This window comes from Dryocola boscaweniae (genome assembly GCF_025215095.1).
Lineage (GTDB): Bacteria > Pseudomonadota > Gammaproteobacteria > Enterobacterales > Enterobacteriaceae > Dryocola > Dryocola boscaweniae.
This window is the reverse complement of the sequence record NZ_JALHAP010000008.1, coordinates 1-245: the sequence shown is the minus strand read 5'-3', so window position 1 is coordinate 245 and position 245 is coordinate 1. Positions and strand designations below refer to the sequence as shown.

General features: G+C 49.4%; 1 pseudogene. It reads left to right on the top strand.

From position 1 onward, the window contains the following. A pseudogene (locus MUA00_RS00030) lies at positions 1-245 on the top strand (hypothetical protein); the annotation flags it as partial.

Genomic DNA, 245 nt, shown 5'->3' with positions numbered 1-245 from the left:
AATCTTCCTGATGGTTCAGCATTCACCGGCCCGTCATGGAAATATCTTGCTGATAATATGCTGAACAAGAGCCAGAACCTTAACGACGTTGCCAATAAAGCGACCGCCCGCGCAAACCTCGGTTTAGGAAGTGCGGCATTACGCGATGCATACAGCACAAGCGGCGACATGCTGTCAGTCGGTGATTTTGGAGTCGGCAGTAATACCATTGTTGGTGGTAACACTAACGGCAACATGATGGCTAA